Source organism: Planotetraspora phitsanulokensis, from assembly GCF_016863295.1.
Classification (GTDB): Bacteria; Actinomycetota; Actinomycetes; order Streptosporangiales; family Streptosporangiaceae; genus Planotetraspora; species Planotetraspora phitsanulokensis.
This window is the reverse complement of sequence record NZ_BOOP01000001.1, coordinates 397,448-410,605: the sequence shown is the minus strand read 5'-3', so window position 1 is coordinate 410,605 and position 13,158 is coordinate 397,448. Positions and strand designations below refer to the sequence as shown.

Below are 13,158 nucleotides of genomic sequence, written 5' to 3'. Positions count from 1 at the left end.
ACCTCTCCCCGGCCGGCCGGGGTCTCACTCATGTACACGATCATCGGGAAGCGATCTCCAGCACCTTGCGGGCGAGCGCCACGTCGGCGTCCTTGCGTCCCATCCGGGACGCCGCCTCGGACATGGTCATGACGCGCTCCGGGTCGTTCAGGATGGGAAGCACGGTCTCGACGATCCAGCGGGCCGACAGCTCCGCGTCATCGATCATGATGCCGCCGCCGCCCCGGACGATCGGCTCGGCGTTCAGCCGCTGCTCGCCGTTGCCGTGCGGCAGCGGGATGTAGGCCGCCGGCAGACCGACGGCGGTGAGCTCCGCGCAGGTCATGGCGCCGCTGCGGCACAGCGCGAGGTCGGCCGCAGCGTAGGCGTAGTCCATCCGGTCGACGTAGGGCAGGATCACGTACTGCGGATCCCCCGGGGGCGGTTCCACCTCGACGGTGTTCTTCGGGCCGATCACGTGCAGCACCTGGATGCCGGCCCGGCGCAGGTACGGCGCTGACTCCAGGGCCGCCTGGTTGAGCGAGCGCGCGCCCTGGGAGCCGCCGAACACCAGCAGCGTCGGACGGTCGGACTCGAGCCCGAAGTAGGACCTCGCCTTGTCCCCCAGGGACAGCCGGTCCATCGCCGAGATGTCGCGCCGGAGCGGGATGCCGATGTACTCCGCACTGGGCAGCGACGCGTCCGGGTGGCCGGTGAAGACGTTGTCGGTCATTCTGGCGCCCAGCCGGTTGGCCAGGCCGGGGCGCGGGTTGGCCTCGTGCACCACGATCGGGATGCCCCGGCGGCGCGCGGCCAGATACGCCGGCGTCGCGACATAACCGCCGAATCCGACGAGCACGTCCGCCCTGACCCGGTCGAGGATCCCGGCGGCGGTGTTGATCGCGCCCGCCAGGCGGCCGGGGACGGCGAGCAGCTTCGGTGTGAGTGACCTGGGCAGGGGTACGGCCGGCACGAGTTCGAGCTCGTAGCCGCGGGCGGGGACGAGCCTCGTCTCCAGGCCCCTTTCCGTGCCGAGGCAGGTGATCCCGATCGCCGGGTCCTGCTGGCGAAGCGCGTCGGCCAGGGCGAGTGCCGGCTCGATATGGCCGGCCGTTCCGCCGCCGGCGAGGACCACCCTCATGTCACTCCTCGTTCCCAGTCAACGCCTCGGGCGGCCACCCAGGCCAAGCCAGCTTAGAGCCCTGGCGAAGGGTCCGGGTCCACGGACGGCCAGGGCCTCGGCGGCGCCGGGCTCCCGTTTGGCGAACGACAACAACATGCCGAGTGCCGCCAGCGTCGGCAACAGGGCCGATCCTCCGTACGACACCAGTGGTAGGGGGATACCCGTGATCGGGAAGACCCCGATGACCGCTCCGATGTTCACGATCGCCTGACCTGCGATCCACGCCACCGAGGCCGCGGCCGACAGCCGGATGAACGGGTCGGTCGTCCGCGAGGCGATCCGCAGTCCGGCGTACCCGAGCAGACCGAAGAGCGCGACGACGACGAGCGTGCCCATGAGGCCGAGCTCCTCGCCCAGAATCGAGAAGATGAAGTCGCTTTCCGCGTGAGGCACCCAGTCCCACTTCTGCCGGCTGCTGCCGAGGCCGAGCCCGAACCAGCCTCCCGACCCCATCGCGATCTGCCCCTGCGCCGCCTGGAAACCCGAGCCCTGTGCGTGCTCCCACACGTCCAGGAAGCCCGTCAGGCGCTCCATCCGGTACGGCTCCACCATGATCATGATGACGGTGGCGAGCACGAGCAGCGCCAGCACGCCGCCGAACAGCCGCACCGGCGCGCCGACCACCCACAGCAGGGCCAGGAAGATCAGCATGAGCACGATGGTGGTGCCGAGGTCGCGGCCCAGCATGACCAGGATCGCGATGATCGCCGTGCCGGGCATCAGCGGGATCAGCAGGTGCCGCCACTCGATCCGGCCGGCGCGCGCCTTGCGCGCGAGCAGGTCGGCCCCCCACAGCGCGAGGCCGAGCTTGGCCGGCTCGGAGGGCTGGATCGAGAAGGGCCCGATCGCGATCCAGCGCTGGGCGCCGAGCAGCTCCTCGCCGATGAAGATCACCATCAGCAGGCCGATGATCGAGATGCCCATGAGCGGATATCCGGCCAGCCGGAAGAACCGCTGCGGCATCCGGGAGCAGATCCACATCAGCGGGATGCCGATCGCGACCGACATCGACTGCTTGATGAACCAGTAGAACGGGTTGCCGGTCTTCTGCAGCGCCTCGATGCTCGACGCGGACAAGACCATCATCAGGCCCAGGGCCAGCAGCAGGGCGCTGCAGCCGAGCACCAGGTAGTAGGACGTCAGCGGGCGGCTCAGCAGCTCCCTGATCCCCGCGAGATGTGTGCGGGACCAGCCGGGAGCCTCCTCCGCCTGCTGCGCCGTCACCCTTCCGCCAGACGGCGAACGGCTCGCGCGAAGGCCTCCCCACGCGCTCCGTAGCTCGCGAACATGTCCAGCGACGCCCCGGCGGGGGCGAGCAGCACGGTGTCTCCGGGGGAGGCCAGCCGGGCGGCTTCGGTGACGACACGGTCCATGACCCCAGTGTCTTGCCCGGGCACCTCCACCACTGGGACATCCACGGCGTGTCGCGCCAATGCCTCGCGGATTCGCTCCCTGTCGGCGCCCAGGAGGACCGCGCCCTTCAGGCGCGGGGCGGCCCGCCGTACGAGGTCGTCGACGTCCGCGCCCTTGAGCTGGCCGCCCGCGATCCAGACGATCGACGGGTAGGCCGCAAGGGACGCGGCCGCGGCGTGCGGGTTGGTGGCCTTGGAGTCGTCCACGTAGTCGACGTCGCCGACCCTCGCCACGTGCGCGATCCGATGGGGATCGGGGACGAAGGCGGCCAGGCCGCGCCGCACCGCCTCGGCGGGCACGCCGTACGCACGGGCCAGCGCGGCCGCGGCGAGCGCGTTGGCCACGTTGTGCGGCGCGAACGGGCGGACGTCGGCGAGGGAGGCGAGCTCCTCCCCCTCGTTGACGGGGTCGGCCACGAACGCCCGGTCGACCAGGAGGTCCTCGACGACGCCGAGCTGTCCCGGCCTCGGCACGCCCAGCGTGAAACTCACCCGGCGCGGACCCTGCTCGTACGGCTCGGCCAGCCGGGCCGACCACTCGTCGTCGGCGTTGTAGATCACGATCCCGGCGTTCTCGAAGATCCGGGCCTTGGCCGCGGCGTACTCCTCCAGCGAGCCGTGCCAGTCGATGTGGTCGGGCGCCACGTTGAGGACGGCCGCGGCCATCGGCTCGAGGCTGGACGACCAGTGCAGCTGGAAGCTGGACAGCTCGACGGCGAGCACGTCGTACGGCCCGCGGACCGCGTCCACGATCGGCAGGCCGACGTTGCCGGCCGCGAGGGCCCGGTGACCGGCCTCGGAGAGGATCGAGGTGAGCATCCGGACCGCGGTCGTCTTGCCGTTGGTGCCGGTGAGCGTGAGCCAGGGGGCGGCGGAGCCGTCCGACGCGCGCAGGTGCCAGGCGAGCTCGACCTCGCCGATGACGGCGATCCCGGCCTCGGCCGCGGCGACCAGCAGCGGATGGTCGGGACGCCATCCCGGCGAGGTGATGACCAGCGACGTCCCCTCGGGCAGGACGGGCTCGCCGAAGCGCACCTCGATCCCGGAGGCAGCCAGCTCGGCGGCCGCGGCCCGCTGCCGCTCGCCGTCGATCGACTCCAGGACGATGACCCGCTCACCGCTTCCGGCGAGGCCGCGGGCGGCGGCCGTGCCGGACACCCCCAGCCCGGCGACGACGACACTCACTGTTTGGGCATCCATTCGAGGTAGAACAGGCCGAGCCCGGCGGCGACGCAGAGTGCGGCGATCAGCCAGAAACGGACCACGATCGTCGTCTCCGCCCAGCCCGACAACTCGAAGTGGTGCTGGAGCGGAGCCATCCTGAAGACACGTCTCCTGGTCATCTTGAAGAAGCCCACCTGGATGATCACCGACATGGTGATGATCGCGAACAGGCCGCCCAGGATGACGAGCAGTAACTGCGTGCGGGTGGTGAAGGCGAGGCCGGCGATCACGCCGCCCAGCGCCAGGGAGCCGGTGTCACCCATGAAGATCTTGGCCGGGGGGGCGTTCCACCACAGGAAGCCGAAGCAGGCACCGAGGACCGCCGCCGCGACAACGGCCAGGTCGAGCGGATCCCGCACCGAGTAGCAGTTGGGGCCGAGCAACAGCGTGCAGCTGTTGCGCAGCTGCCAGTTGCCGATCAGCACGTACGCCGCGAGGACGAGACAGGTCGCGCCGGAGGCCAGGCCGTCGAGGCCGTCGGTGAGGTTCACCGCGTTGGAGAAGCCCACGATGAAGAACAGCACCCAGATCGTGAAGCCCAGCAGGCCGATGGACGGGCCGAAGTCACGCAGGAACGACAGCTTCGTCTCGGCCGGGGTGATGTCGTACCCGTTGGGGAACCGGACGACGAGCACCGCGAAGATCGCGCCGACGATGAGCTGGCCGGCCGCCTTGGCGCCGCTTCGCAGACCGAGGCTGCGCTGTTTGTAGATCTTGATGAAGTCGTCGAGGAAGCCGACCAGGCCGAGCCCGGTCATCAGGAACAGCACCAGCAGCGCCGAGGCCGTGGGCGGCTCGACGCGGCCGGACAACGCCGTCGACAGATGGGCCGTGAAATAGCCGATCAGCGACGCGATGACGATGACGGTGCCGCCCATGGTGGGCGTGCCCCGCTTGTCGTAGTGCCCGGAGGGACCCTCCTCGCGGATGTTCTGCCCATACCCCCGTCTGGCGAACAGCCGGATGGCCAGGGGGGTTCCGGCCATCGACAGCAGCAGCGAAATCGCAGCCGCGATGAGGATGTTCCTCATCGGGCGTCACCTCCGAGGATCGCCTCGGCGACCCGTTCGAGCCCGGCCGCGCGCGGCCCTTTCACCAGCACCACATCGCCGGGCGCCAGCCGTGCGGTCAGTTCCGCCGTGGCGGTCTGCACGTCGGGGACGTGCAACGCGCCGGGGGCGCCCGCGAGCACCGGCCCGGCGTCCTCCCCCACGACGATCAGAGTCTCCAGCCCGGAGCCCGCGGCGAGCCGTCCGAGCTCCTCGTTCAACGCGGCGCTGTCCTCGCCGAGCTCGCGCAGGGACGCGATCACGGCGAACCGCCGCCGCTCCCCCGCGATCGTCGCGAGGCTCGCGAAGGCCGCCCGCATCGAGTCGGGGTTGGCGTTGTACGCGTCGTTGATCACGGTGACGCCGTCCGCCCGGTCGGTGACCTCCATGCGCCATCGGCTTCGCGGCTCGGCCAGCGAGAGCTCCTCCGCGATCGTGGCCACGGGAAGCCCGAGTTCGTAGGCCGCCGCCGCGGCGGCCAGCGCGTTCTCCACCGCGTGCGCGCCGTACAGGCGCAGGCGCACCGGGGCCGCGCCGGTCGGCGTCCGCAGCGTGAACGACGCGCGGCCACGCTCGTCGATCACCTCGTCCTCCGCCCGGACGTGCGCGTCCGGCGAGCGCCCGAAGTAGGTGACCCTGGCGTCGGTACGGCCGGCCATCGCGCGGACCAGGGGGTCGTCGGCGTTGAGCACGGCGACGCCGTCCGCGGGCAGGGCCTCGACGAGCTCGCCCTTCGCCTGCGCGATCGCGTCCTTGCCGCCGAACACGCCCAGGTGGGCGGTGCCGACGTTGAGCACCACCCCGATGCGGGGCGGGGCGACGCTCGCCAGGTGGGCGATGTGGCCGACGTTCCTCGCGCTGAGCTCGAGCACCAGGAATCGAGTGCTCCGGTCCGCCTTCAGCACGGTCAGCGGGTGGCCGATCTCGTTGTTGTAGGAGCCGACGGGGGCGACGGTGACGCCGACGCGCGCGGCGAGCCGGGCCATCAGGTCCTTCGTCGTCGTCTTCCCCGCCGACCCGGTCACGCCGGTCACGGTCACTTCGGGCATGTCGGAGATCACGGCCCTGGCCAGGTCGGCCAGCGCAGTCAGCACGTCGCCCACGATCACGGCGGGCGCCTCGGCGGGCCGGGAGGCCAGGACGGCCGCCGCCCCCGCCTCGTGTGCCTGCCGGGCGAAGTCGTGCCCGTCCACACGCTCACCCTTGATCGCCACGAACAACGACCCCGGCTCTACGGCGCGAGAGTCGATCACGACGGGACCGAGCACCACGGCCCGGGGGTCGGCCATGCCGGTCAGGGCGCCCGAGGTGATCTCGGCGATCCTGGCCAGTGGCAACGGGATCATGCGTCTTTCCTGCTCTCTTTCGCGTGATCAGTCGAGTTCAGCAATCTTAGAAGTCGGCCCGAGATCGTGAGACCAGGTGCCGGAAGGCCGTCCCGGTGCGGCCGGGTCTCCCGCCGTGCCCGCGATCACTCACGGACCGCTCCTCCGCCGGGCTGACCGCCCTGCTTCCTCAGCACGGCCTGCGCCGCGACCTCGCGGTCGTCGAACGGGATGACCTGGTCTCCGATGTACTGCCCCTGCTCGTGTCCCTTGCCGGCGACGACGACCACGTCCCCGGGCTGCGCGCGGGAGATCGCGAGGTCGATCGCGGCCGCGCGGTCCGGCTCCACGATCACGTGGCCGCGTTCCGCCTGCGGGAGTTCGCGCACGCCGTCGAGCATCGCCGCGAGGATCTCGAGCGGATCCTCGGTCCGGGGGTTGTCGCTGGTGAGGATCGCGACGTCGGCCAGCCGCGCCGCCGCCTCGCCCATCATCGGCCGTTTACCCTTGTCGCGGTCGCCGCCGCAGCCGAGGACGATCGTCAGCCGGCCGCCGGGACCGTCGTCCAGGACCGAACGCAGCGAGGTCAGGACCGATTCGACCGCGCCCGGCTTGTGGGCGTAGTCCACGATCACCTGGTAGCCGTCCGTTCCCGGCACCCGCTCCATCCGGCCCGGGACTCCGGTGAACGCGCTTACACCCGCCACCGCGGTCTGCAGGGGGATGCCCGCCTCCACGAGCCCCACGAGCACGCCGAGGGTGTTGGCCACGTTGAAGGGCCCGGGCAGGGACACCGACGCGTCGGCCTCGATCCCGCCGGGGCCGACGACGCGGAAGGTGCTCCCGTCGGAGCCCAGGCGCACGTTCTCCGCCCGCCACTCGGCCTCCGGCGCGCCGCAGGCGGAGAAGGTGATCATCGGGATCCCGGCCGTGCCGACCAGTTCGCGGCCGTGGGCGTCGTCGATGTTGACCACGCCGATCCGGGCGAACTCGGGCGTGAACAGCCGGGCCTTGGTCGCGAAGTAGTCGTCGAGGTCGCGGTGGAAGTCGAGATGGTCCTGCGACAGGTTCGTGAATATCGCGACATCGTAGAAGACGCCGTCGACCCTGCCGAGCGCGAGGGCATGGCTGGAGACCTCCATCGCGGCGGCGGTCACCTCCTGCTCCCGCATCAGCGCGAACAGGCCCTGCAGATCGCTCGCCTCCGGAGTGGTCAGCTGCGGGACGAAGCACACGTCTCCCGCGCGGATCTCCACACCTCCGACGAGCCCGGTGCGGTGGCCCGCCGCGCGCAGTCCGGCTTCGAGCAGGAACGTCGAGGTCGACTTGCCGCTCGTCCCGGTGACTCCGATGATCGTCATGCCGGCGGCCGGCCGGCCGTACACCCATGCGGCGACCTGCCCGAGCAGCGCCCGGGGGTCGGGCACGACCAGGACGGGCAGGCCCGTGGCGGCGGCGCTCTCGCGCCCGGCCTCGTCGGTGAGGACGGCCACGGCTCCCGCCGCGAGGGCGTCGGCGGCGAAGGCGGCGCCGTGCGCGGTCTTGCCGGGCAGCGCCACGTACAGGTCGCCGCGCTGGACGCGGCGCGAGTCGATGGTCAGGCCGGTGACGGCTCCGCGAGCCGGCCTTGTTCCGGGAGAGGACGCGCCGAGCAGAGTGGCCAGCCCGGAGAGCGGGCGGGCCGGAGCGGCCACAGGGCGCATAGAGGACGGGGGACGCACGGCGAGAGCGTACCGTCCCTCGTCACCCACCGGCGCGAAGGACGACATGCGGCGCCTTCGTCCCGGTAGGGGGTATCTTCCTGCTCTTCAACGCGAAGGTCATGACGTCCTTGAATACGGGGGCGGCCACCTCACCGCCGTAATGACCGTTCTTGGGATCCTGGATGACGGCGAGCGCCACGAGCCGGGGGGCATCAGCCGGTGTGAACCCGACGAAAGTCGCAGTGTAGCCGCAGTATCCCTTGCACTTCTCGTCATACCGCATGGCGGTGCCGGTCTTGCCGGCGACCCGGTAGCCGTCGATCGACGCCTCCGTGCCGGTGCCGTCGTGGCCGACGGCGGCCTCCAGCATGCCCGCGATCCCCTCCGCCGTGGTCTGGCTGACGACCCTCGTCCGCGCCGGCGTGGGCGCGGGCACGAAGCGCCCGCGCTCGTCGGTGGTCCCGGCGACGATCGACGGGGTGATCCGGACTCCGCCGTTCGCGATCGTCTGGTAGACGCTCGCCATCTGGAGGGCGGTGACCGAGATGCCCTGGCCGTACGCGATGGTGCAGCGCTGGCTTCCCGACCAGTTCTGGTAGTTGGGCAGGAGGCCCTCCTCCTCCCCCGGGACCCCCGCGCCGGTCTTGGCGCCGAACCCGAAGGCGCGGAACATGTTGTAGAGCCGCTGGTCGGTGATCTGACGCGCGGCCATGATCGTGCCGACGTTGCTGGACTCGGCGATGATGCCGGTGAACGTCAACGGCTCGGGCGCGTGCGCGTGCGCGTCGCTGATCTCCCGGTCCGCGCAGGTGATGTGGTCGGGAACGCGGAAGACGGTCTCGGGGGTGACCGCGCCCGACTCGATGGCGCCCGCCGCCGTGATCACCTTGTTGGTGCTGCCGGGCTCGAACACCTCGGACACGGCCCGGTTGCCCCAGTCGGCCTCGGGCACGGACTGCCAGTCGTTCAGGTCGACCTCGGGCGCGTTGGCCATCGCCACGATCTGCCCGGTCTTGATGTCCATGACGATGACGCTGCCGCTGCGCGCCTTGCTGGCGCTGACCTGCCTGGCGATCGCCTCCTGCGCGGCGTACTGGATGTCCCTGTCGATCGTCAGCCGGACGTTCCTGCCCGGCACGGGCGCCTGGCGGCTGGTCCGCGTCATCGGGATGCGCTGGCCGTCGCCGCCGATCTCGACGCTCTGCTTGCCGTCCTGCCCGGCGAGGACCTTGTCGTAGGTCTGCTCGATCCCGGACAGGCCGTGCCCGTCGAACCCGACGAACCCGATCAGACCGCCCGCCAGGGTGTCCCCCGGGTAACTGCGGCGGTAGGTGTCCTTGGCGCCCACACCCTTGAACTGGTAGCTCATGATCTTGGTGGCGCGTGCCGGTTCGACGCCGCGCGCGACCACGATGTACCGCTGCGTGGTCTTGGCCAGCTTGGCCGCTATGTCCTCTTTCTTGAGGTTGAGCTCCAGGGCCAGCGTGGTCGCGATCTCGTCGCGGGCCGAAGGCGTGACGTCCGCCGGGTCGACGTAGATCTCCCGGGCGTCGTCCGTGACAGCAAGCGCCTTGCCGGAGACGTCCGTGATCGAACCGCGCCGCGCCGGCAACGTCTCCGGCTGGACGCGCTGCTGCGCCGCCTTGGCCTGCAGGACCTTCGAGTCCAGCCCCTGGAGCTGGATGAGCCGGCCGGCGAACAGCGACAACACGAACGCCATGACGACGAGCGCGGCGTTCAGCCTGCGGCGGGGGTTGCCCAGCCGCAGGACGGCCGGCGGGCGTGGCGGCGGCGCCGGAGGGCGTGGCGGGCGCGGAGGACGGCCGTCACCCGGCCCCTGGGCGTGGAGCGAGGTGGCCGGTCCGGCGAAAGCCGCCCTACCCGGCTGGGTGCTCTGACCGGTACGGCCGGGCCCGGTCTGACCGGGCCGGGGCGCCTGGCCGGGACGGCCGGCCTGCGCGCCGCGCGTGGGCGCCTGGCCCGCGCGGCCCGCCTGCCCCTGCTGCGCTCCCTGCCGGCCGGCACGCGGCTGATCCGAGCCGCCCGGCTGACCCTGCTGCCCGGAGCCCCCTGCCTGGGTCGACCGGGCGGACCGCCCCTGCTGCCCGGCATCGCCTGACTGCCCGGGCGAGGCGGGCTTGCCGTTGGCCGGCGTGCCGTTCCCCGATTTGCCGGTGCTCGCCTTGCCGTTCCCCGGGGGACGCCCGGTACCGGTCGACTTGCCGTTGCCTGTGGACCGGCCGTTGGCCGACGTGCCGTTCCCCGATTTGCCGGTGGTCGCCTTGCCGTTTCCCGCAGACCTGCCGGCGGCGGGCTTCCCCGCCGACCGGCCGTTGGTGGACCTGCCGTTCGCGGCGGTGTCGGCTCCGGTCGTGCCCTTGCCCGAGCCGGCCGGCTTGGACGGCTTGGCGGGCTGCCCGGACGAGGGCCGGCCCGGCCGCGGCGACGGGACCTGGTCGTCGCCTCCGAGGGGCCTGCCGCCCCTCCGTGGCCCGCGTTCCTCCGCGGGCTCGTCCGATGGGCCTGGCCGCGGCGAGCGGCCCGGGCGTCCGGGAAGGTCGGGACGGGGACGGCCGGACGGCCCGTCAGAGGGCCGCGCCGGGGAGCCCGGCGACTTCCTGCCGCCGCCTGGCCCCTGGCCGCCGCGTCCTCCCGGACCCGCACCGCCCGGACCGGGGCCACCGCGCCCGTTTGGACCGCCGCGGCCGGGGCCCGGGCTCCGGCCGCCGTCCTTCACTTGACCATGCCCTCTTCACGTGGCGCGGCGGCGTCGGCCGCCCCGACGGACGGACCCGTCTTGACGAATCGCGGAGCCGAGGTGTCCTTCTCGACGCCGAGCGGCTTGGCGGCCTCCTCGATCGCGCCCGGCTGGTCCCAGACGCGCAGCTCGCCCTCCAGGGTCGCGGCCTGCTCGTGGAGCTGGTCCGTGCTGGACCGCAGATCGGTCAGCTTGAACGAGTCCTGGGAGAGCACGACGTTCAGCAGCAGCAGGGTCACCAGGCCGCCGCACATCAGGCCGACGACGAGCAACACGAACGGCGCCTTCGGCGGGCGCCGGAACGCGGAGCGTGCCGGCCGTACGCGCACGGCCGTCTGGGCCTCCGGCGTCTGCGTGCCGGACGGAGTGACCCGCACGGGCGCATCGGGGGTGAGAGTCCTGGCACCGGACGCGGGGGCTGCGTCAGGCACGCGTGCCGGAGCGGGGCGCGTGGGCTTACCGCGCCGCGGGCTCTCCGGCGCCGGCGCCGTGACCTGGCCGCGCCGCGCGCTCGCCGGGGCCGGAGCCTCGGCCTGCGTGCGCGGCCGTCCGGGCGCCTCGGTCGGCGTGCGCCGCCCGGGGGCCTCGGCGGCCGGCACGCCGCCGCCGACCGGCCGGCCGGTCCGCCTCGGCGGGGCGGGAACCCGCCGTGCCGCCGTCCTGCTCTCCTGCTCAGTCGTGCTCATCCCTGGCGGATCCTCTCTGCCGCCCGCAAACGGGCCGAGGCCGCCCGCGGGTTGCGGGCCACCTCGTCGTCGTCCGGGAGCTCGGCTCCCCTCGTCAGAAGGCGGAACCGTGGCTGGTGTGCCTCCAGCGGGACCGGCAGCCCCGGAGGGCCGGTCTCCTTGGTTCGCGCCGCGAAGACCTGCTTGGTGAGCCGGTCCTCCAAAGAGTGATAGGCGAGCACCACGGCCCGCCCGCCCAGCGTCAGGGCGTCGAGCGCGGCGGGAAGGGCCTCCTCCAGCGCCGTCAGCTCTCCGTTCACCTCGATGCGCAGTGCCTGGAACGTTCTCTTGGCGGGATTGCCCCCGGTCCGTCTCGTCGCGGCGGGGATCGCCGTGCGGACGAGATCGGCAAGTCGTTTGGTGGTGTCGATCGGGTTGCCGGCACGCTCCTTGGCGATGAAGCTCGCGACGCGCGACGCGAACCGCTCCTCGCCGTAGTCGCGCAGGATGCGGGTGAGCTCGGCCACGGAGTAGGTGTTGACGACGTGCTCGGCGGTCAGCTCCTGCTCGGGGTCCATCCGCATGTCCAGCGGCGCGTCGTAGGAGTAGGCGAAGCCACGCTCCGCCTCGTCGAGCTGGGGAGAGGAGACGCCGAGGTCGAAGAGCGCGCCCTGGACCCGGGGCCGCCCGGCGTGCGCCAGCACGGCCGTCAGCTCGTCCGAGACGGCGCGCACGATGGTCACGCGCCCGGCGTACGGCGCGAGCCGCTCGGTGGACCGCTCGATGGCGGTCGGGTCGCGGTCGATGCCGATGAGGTGGAGGGCGGGATGCGCGGCGAGCAGCGCCTCGGCGTGGCCGCCGAGGCCGAGGTTGGCGTCGACGACGACCGGGTCGGGCCCGGTGAGCGCCGGAGCCAGCAACTCCAGCACGCGATCGAGCATGACCGGAACGTGACCACCCGAGTGCCCGAGTTCTGCCGACAACACTTCCACCCCCAACTTGGCCGCTTCGATGCTCGCGGATATGCGGCTGCCGCCGGTGTACCACCCTCAGGGTCCCCACCCAATGCCGGTCCCCCCTCGCGGGACCGACCCGTCCGGCCAGGTCCCCATCCGCATCGCCTGCCGAGGCGCCTGACACCGGGGAAGGTGCATCAGATGCCGCGGGGAGCGGGTGGAGACCTCGCCGAACGTCACCGACGGGTCTTACGCAGAAGTCACAGGATCCCTGGCAACACCTCCTCGGACAGATCGGAGAAGGCCTGCTCCTGGGCGGCCAGGTAGGTGTCCCATGCCTGGGCGTCCCAGATCTCCAGCCTGGTGTTGGCTCCGATCACCACGCAGTCGCGTTCCAGGCCCGCGTACTGCCGCAGGCTCGGCGGGATGGTGATGCGCCCCTGCTTGTCAGGAGTCTCGTCGGAGGCACTGGCGAAGAAGACGCGGCTGTAGTCGCGGACCGCCTTGGCGGTCACCGGCGCGGTGCGCAGGGCCTCGGTGATGCGCTGGAACTCCTCTACGGGGAAGACGTAGAGGCAGCGCTCCTGGCCTTTGGTGATCACAAGACCCTCCGCCAGCTCCTCACGATACTTCGCCGGCAGGAACAGCCGTCCTTTGTCGTCGAGGCGCGGTTGATGGGTGCCGAGGAACACCGGACCCACCTCCCGTGCCTTGCGGAGCGCTCAGCGCTGTAGCCCCTGCCCTCCACTGCGCACCACCATACTCCACTTCTCCCCACCGTCAACAGATTCAGACCGTGTCGGCATGGGATTCACGCCGCGTTTCCGCAGTTCAGAAAGGGTGGTGCGAAGTGGGGCACCCTGGACGCCCCGCACCCCGTCATGGGCGTGTCCAACACCGGGGA

At 71.9% G+C, this 13,158-nt stretch carries 10 protein-coding genes; all 10 read right to left on the bottom strand.

Features of this window, described 5'->3' with window-relative positions; all coding sequences use genetic code 11:
• Nucleotides 1-40: 40 nt before the first annotated feature.
• The 10 genes from murG to mraZ all read right to left on the bottom strand — a co-directional run bounded on the left by murG (nt 41) and on the right by mraZ (nt 12,946).
• Nucleotides 41-1,120, bottom strand: coding sequence for an undecaprenyldiphospho-muramoylpentapeptide beta-N-acetylglucosaminyltransferase (murG, locus tag Pph01_RS01935; RefSeq protein WP_204071115.1), 1,080 nt, complete (start codon nt 1,118-1,120; stop codon nt 41-43).
• Between the two features lie 18 nt (nt 1,121-1,138).
• A complete protein-coding gene (gene ftsW / locus Pph01_RS01930; protein WP_204071114.1) occupies nt 1,139-2,386 on the bottom strand; it encodes a putative lipid II flippase FtsW in 1,248 nt (415 codons plus the stop codon).
• A complete protein-coding gene (murD, locus tag Pph01_RS01925) occupies nt 2,383-3,774 on the bottom strand; it encodes a UDP-N-acetylmuramoyl-L-alanine--D-glutamate ligase (protein WP_204071113.1) in 1,392 nt (463 codons plus the stop codon). Before murD ends, ftsW begins: the two co-directional genes overlap by 4 nt.
• Entirely contained in the window at nt 3,756-4,829 is a 1,074-nt protein-coding gene (gene mraY / locus Pph01_RS01920; RefSeq protein ID WP_203880562.1) for a phospho-N-acetylmuramoyl-pentapeptide-transferase, read from the bottom strand. The genes murD and mraY overlap by 19 nt, the downstream gene beginning before the upstream one ends.
• Nucleotides 4,826-6,193 carry a UDP-N-acetylmuramoyl-tripeptide--D-alanyl-D-alanine ligase gene (locus Pph01_RS01915; protein ID WP_204071112.1) on the bottom strand — a complete coding sequence of 456 codons (1,368 nt, stop codon included), beginning with the start codon at nt 6,191-6,193 and terminating at the stop codon, nt 4,826-4,828. The genes mraY and Pph01_RS01915 overlap by 4 nt, the downstream gene beginning before the upstream one ends.
• Before the next feature lie 125 nt (nt 6,194-6,318).
• Nucleotides 6,319-7,875 carry a UDP-N-acetylmuramoyl-L-alanyl-D-glutamate--2,6-diaminopimelate ligase gene (locus Pph01_RS01910; RefSeq protein ID WP_204071297.1) on the bottom strand — a complete coding sequence of 519 codons (1,557 nt, stop codon included), beginning with the start codon at nt 7,873-7,875 and terminating at the stop codon, nt 6,319-6,321.
• Between the two features lie 40 nt (nt 7,876-7,915).
• Nucleotides 7,916-9,595 carry a peptidoglycan D,D-transpeptidase FtsI family protein gene (locus Pph01_RS43865; RefSeq protein WP_204071296.1) on the bottom strand — a complete coding sequence of 560 codons (1,680 nt, stop codon included), beginning with the start codon at nt 9,593-9,595 and terminating at the stop codon, nt 7,916-7,918.
• Nucleotides 9,596-10,608: 1,013 nt separating this feature from the next.
• Entirely contained in the window at nt 10,609-11,319 is a 711-nt protein-coding gene (ftsL, locus tag Pph01_RS01900) for a cell division protein FtsL (RefSeq protein ID WP_204071111.1), read from the bottom strand.
• Nucleotides 11,316-12,239: a 16S rRNA (cytosine(1402)-N(4))-methyltransferase RsmH gene (gene rsmH / locus Pph01_RS01895; RefSeq protein WP_204071110.1), complete on the bottom strand. Its 924-nt coding sequence runs from the start codon at nt 12,237-12,239 to the stop codon at nt 11,316-11,318. The genes ftsL and rsmH overlap by 4 nt, the downstream gene beginning before the upstream one ends.
• Before the next feature lie 275 nt (nt 12,240-12,514).
• On the bottom strand, nt 12,515-12,946 hold the full coding sequence (mraZ, locus tag Pph01_RS01890; RefSeq protein WP_203880566.1) for a division/cell wall cluster transcriptional repressor MraZ: 432 nt from the start codon (nt 12,944-12,946) through the stop codon (nt 12,515-12,517).
• Nucleotides 12,947-13,158 lie beyond the last annotated feature (212 nt).

Bases quoted from the DNA above. Each gene is read 5' to 3' on its own strand.
- murG (WP_204071115.1), bottom strand. From the start codon at position 1,120: ATGAGGGTGGTCCTCGCCGGCGGCGGAACGGCCGGCCATATCGAGCCG.
- murD (WP_204071113.1), bottom strand. From the start codon at position 3,774: ATGGATGCCCAAACAGTGAGTGTCGTCGTCGCCGGGCTGGGGGTGTCC.
- mraY (WP_203880562.1), bottom strand. From the start codon at position 4,829: ATGAGGAACATCCTCATCGCGGCTGCGATTTCGCTGCTGCTGTCGATG.
- Pph01_RS01915 (WP_204071112.1), bottom strand. From the start codon at position 6,193: ATGATCCCGTTGCCACTGGCCAGGATCGCCGAGATCACCTCGGGCGCC.
- Pph01_RS01910 (WP_204071297.1), bottom strand. From the start codon at position 7,875: ATGCGCCCTGTGGCCGCTCCGGCCCGCCCGCTCTCCGGGCTGGCCACT.
- Pph01_RS43865 (WP_204071296.1), bottom strand. From the start codon at position 9,595: ATGGCGTTCGTGTTGTCGCTGTTCGCCGGCCGGCTCATCCAGCTCCAG.
- ftsL (WP_204071111.1), bottom strand. From the start codon at position 11,319: ATGAGCACGACTGAGCAGGAGAGCAGGACGGCGGCACGGCGGGTTCCC.
- rsmH (WP_204071110.1), bottom strand. From the start codon at position 12,239: ATGCTCGATCGCGTGCTGGAGTTGCTGGCTCCGGCGCTCACCGGGCCC.